The organism is Bacteroides sp. GD17 (assembly GCF_038448625.1).
GTDB lineage: Bacteria > Bacteroidota > Bacteroidia > Bacteroidales > Bacteroidaceae > Bacteroides.
This window is the reverse complement of sequence record NZ_JBCEZS010000038.1, coordinates 1-4618: the sequence shown is the minus strand read 5'-3', so window position 1 is coordinate 4618 and position 4618 is coordinate 1. Positions and strand designations below refer to the sequence as shown.

The 4618-nt window shown below is 42.8% G+C and carries 2 protein-coding genes and 1 pseudogene; all 3 read right to left on the bottom strand.

The window, feature by feature from the left end; genetic code table 11:
- Positions 1-298, bottom strand: a pseudogene (locus AAE250_RS23305) (ABC transporter ATP-binding protein); the annotation flags it as partial.
- A 4-nt stretch (positions 299-302) separates the two neighbouring features.
- On the bottom strand, positions 303-1436 hold the full coding sequence (locus AAE250_RS23300; protein ID WP_342289483.1) for a Wzz/FepE/Etk N-terminal domain-containing protein: 1134 nt from the start codon (positions 1434-1436) through the stop codon (positions 303-305).
- 223 nt (positions 1437-1659) lie between these two features.
- Entirely contained in the window at positions 1660-4341 is a 2682-nt protein-coding gene (locus tag AAE250_RS23295; RefSeq protein ID WP_342289482.1) for a leucine-rich repeat domain-containing protein, read from the bottom strand.
- Positions 4342-4618: the final 277 nt, after the last annotated feature.

Below are 4618 nucleotides of genomic sequence, written 5' to 3'. Positions count from 1 at the left end.
AGTAATTGGCAAACATCCGCCTACTGAACTCACGGTATATCTCCAACTGATAACTACTCTGTAACCTCGCCAGCAGCACAATCGCACCATTCTTCAGCGCCACAAACAGTAACACCCCGCCGCATAATGCCAGCATCATACTTCGCCCGCCACTCTGCTTCATCACCATCAGCAGTACCGGTATCAATGCCGCCACTCCCGCAAAGTCCAGCACGGCATGCGCCAACACCGAAAGAGCTATCCAAACGCCCCGTTTGCGTTGCCTTTCCGGCAGCAACCGAATTATTCTTTTAATCATCGTTCTATTCGCTTTCACCGCCGTCAGATGTCTTTCTCTTTCTTTTTATACTTCTCAAAAAGTCTCTCCCGAACAAGACCCACACTATGCTTCCTACACCACTCAGCAGTACGCACCCCACAAGGATCATCATCTTTCTGGGCTTCGACGGGGCAAGGGGAACCATAGCAGGCTGAATAATCGCCAACACGGGAATCATCCTCTTCACTTTTGCTTCGGCAACCTGGACTTGCAGTTCCGTCTGGTTGTAAGTTGCGAGTGCCAGATTCATTTCATTCTGCAATCTTGTCAGTTCGGCGCGCGAAGTCAGGATTGCTAAATTCCGGTTGGCGTCTGCATACCGCGTATATTTTTCCTGTGCATCGTAATACTCCAACTGAGCATCCTTACGGAGCTTTTCCGTATATTCCAGCATCCGGCGTGCCTTGCGTGTCCTGTATTCCGTGACGTACTCCTTCAGGTGTGCCAGCACGGTGTCTGCCACGGTGGCGGCAACCAGTGGATCTTGCATGGTGACAGATAAAGTAACTTTCCTTCTCCTGCTTTTTTCATCTATTTCGACACCTATTCTTGAAGAGATGGCACCGGCTATGCCCGCTTCTTCACGGGTCAGTCGGAAGATATCTGTTTGGGATTTTGCCTTGTCCGCTTTCGGATTCTCCTTGAACAAAGACATGCCCCAGCCCATTAACCGGGATGGCGCTGACGTGATTGCGCTCCACCACGGGCGTTTCTGACGTTCTTTCAGGTACTGCGAGAGGGGGATTGCGGTGCTGTCTTTTTGTTCGCGTACTTTAACATCAAAAAGCCTGACGATGAATGGCGTGGAATGAATGATGGCAGGATACAGAACCGAGTAAATGGCATCCCTTTCGGTGGCAGAGGAGGAGTTCACATCAGTACCGGCCATATCGGTCAACGCACTTATACCCGAAGAAGCGCTTCTACGTGAGTTTTCCGGAACTATAAAGATACTGGCTGTATATTCTTTGGGGATACTGAAGCCAATGATCAGACTTGCAACCACTCCGACAGCGCACACACTTAAAATCAGTATCCGGTTATCCCATAGTTTCTTTACCATCTCCAACAAGCCAGCCTCTTTCGGAGAATGTTCTATTGTTTTTATCTTTTCCAAAATATATATATTTTTCTCCACATTGATAGGCATGCTTTTCCGTACGATTGTGTAACCGGTATGAAAAGCCTCTTCCTTTGTGAATTGAAAAAGGAGACCGAGCTTTTTGAGTCGATCTCCTTTATAATCACAAAAGTAATTTTTGAATTACATATTGTAGGTTCAAATTATTACATATTGACCATTCAAGTATTCCCGGAGTACTAAAAGTTACTCCAATACATTATTGGGTAATAGAAGTGAATGTTAATGTATAGTACTTATCATCAACGCCCTTGAACGTCCAAGCTTTACCATTCACTCCTTCTTGACCAGCATTCAGAGTCAGATTAACAGCAACAGTTCCAGTGATAGCCTTATCTGCGGCACTACCGTCATCACCTCCACTATTAGTCATTGTAAATGCTTTCGCATCGATAGATGTCAGTACAGTGTTGAACATAACGCCTGCACCACTCTTTATACCATTCAATGCGCCTTCTTCAATAGCTGCTGCTTTATAGAAGCGGAACGTATTTACAGTACTTGCGCCATTAAATACATTTTTGGCAACTGTAGCTACGTTTGAATATACTGCTCCGGCCAAAGCTGTACAATTTTGGAATGCACCTTCACCAATGGTTGTTGTTTCTATGAAATCGAATGCTGTAACACCAGTTCCTTTGAATGCCTCTTTCCCAATGGTAGTAACTTCTGCGCGATTCTGAATAGTTGCAAGACTTGTTGCTCCATTAAAAGCACCTTCGCCGATAGTCTTCACTTCAGAGCCAAGAGATAGAGAAGTCAGGGCAGTAATCTTTTTGAATGCGTTTTTACCAATTGCTTCAGTATTGATAGTTACAGAGGTCAGCCCTGTACCTTCGAATGCACTTTCACCTATAGTAGCAACTTTGTCCAAATTTTCCACAGTAGCAAGCTTCGAGCAACCTTTGAATGCAGGACCGGTGATTTTAACGCCTTCCTTCAGGGTAACAGTAGTCAAAGTCGATTGTGTAAATGCAATCTCATCTCCGTCTATTTCGCTTACGCCAGAAAGATCAACTTCTTGCAATGCACTACCATACAACAATACTATTGCATTCATGGTATTAGTACTGAAGTCATACTGAGGCAACAGAACTTTTGTAGCACTAGCAAGAGGAGAAGGACCAAAAGCTCTCGCTGCCATCGTTATTTCTGACGGGATATCAATGGTATTCAAAGAAGTAAGTCCGCCGAAAGCACCAGCTCCGATTGAAGTCAATGCAGATGTTTTGGTCTTTACACTCGTAACCAGATCTGTAGTAGTTGTACCAATAGTCAATTGATTAAGTGCAGGATCATCACATGAGATTTTCTGGATTCCAGTTGCACCATTGAATGCATTCTCTCCAATTGTTTCAACAACCGGAAGGTTTACATTTTTAAGTACAGTATTGCCTTTGTAAGCATTTGCAGGAACAGCTGTTGCTTTCGGGCAGCTAAGTGTGGCAAGTTGTTCCAATGTTCCTCCGTCAAGTGCCGGTGCCTCAGTAGCATCTGTCAATGTCAAAGAAGTAAGAGCGCCTTGCACCTTAGAACCTGCAACATTGCTAAGGTTTGTACCCAGATTTTCGCTACCCTTCAAAGTAAGACTTGTTATACCTGTGTATTTCATTTGCAATATAGCAAGTTCCTCTTTAGTTAATTCTTTGTTTGCAACAACTGTTTTTATATTAGCTACGGTGACAGTTTTTCCATTATAGCTGAAATCTTCTGCATCTTTCAACAAATCACCTTTATTGATAATCAATTTTGTAGATGTTTCAAAGTAAACATCTTGCTCATTCAGATCCAAAGTAATTCTATGGAAGCCGTTTGCTACCCAATCTGCAGTTCCGTCTTTTTCAACAACAACCGTTCCATTAGCAAATTCCAAAGCAACAGTATATGCACCTTTTGCAACCGGAAGTACTTGAATGTAAGCGTAATTATCATCGCTCCAGTCCAAACCAGTACCACTTGCATCGGCTAATTTTAGTGTCACTTCATTTGAAGCAGTTCCTTCAGTAAATTTCCATTTACCATCTGCGTCCTTCTTGGCAACGTCTACTGTTGCATCAACAGTAGAAGATAATTTTTGGCTGGGATTCGTCTTTTCAACTTTCACAGATTTCAGCACACCATAAACATTCTTATCATAGCCTGTAGTTTTTATTGCCAGCAAAGAAAGTGGGCGTTCAAATTTCAAGTCCATGCTTTCGCCTACTGCGAAGTCTGATGAATAAACTTCATTGATAGGATCTGCTACCATAAAGAAGTTAGCAAAGTTAGCTTTCCCTGCTTCTAGCTGAACCTGCGTAGAGAAGTTACCCAGAGCAACCTCCATAGTTCCGACTCCGTCAGCATCTGTACTAAACTTCGCACTTCTTTGAGTAGTAGTCTCTGCTCCATTATCACCCACTGTAAATGCCGGACGGAAAACGCGGAAAGAAGCTTTCTTTGTCTCGTCACTACTAAATGTCAGCAAGTTGTCATCATTAACAGAGGTAATCAAACCTTTAGTACCGGACTTCGTGGTTTTGTAGATTGCTAACTTATCAGTTGCATTACCCAATTCCTTTTCTGAAGTAATGTTCTTTCCACCTTCCGTAGCACCCTCAACATCGCACCAATCGCCTTGGTGTTCCATTGTTTTACTTGTACCCTTGGGAGTATTTAGGAAAGCCACACCAATTCTGTCTGTTTCAGCATTCCAGAATGTTGAGAATCCAGCCTCACCCTCTTCAAAAGAGCCTCTTGTCACAGCGTCATCTGCTATTCCAAACACGATTCCTTTAGACAAGTCAATTTGCTGATTGCCTTGTTGTCCTGCATCAAGAAAGTCATCATTTGTACAGCTTGCTATCAGCGCAGCTATACTGACTAATGCAAATAATTTCTTCATTTTCATTTTAATTAAATGTTCTACTTTTAATATTAGCTCTGTTTATTCATCCGTCGTAGGACCGTCATTGAAATCGCCACTTCCTGCAAACCCTTTTTCCACTTCCACCTCCAGAACTTCTACTTCCGGAGCCACATACTTCTTTTCCATTTCTACTTTCATAACTACAAAATTTAATTGTTAATAATATAAATGTTCTCTGTTCTCAATATCCTTAAAGCGCAATATCACGCCTTTTCAGCCTGCAAAGTAAGAAACAAATTTCCTAAATAGATTT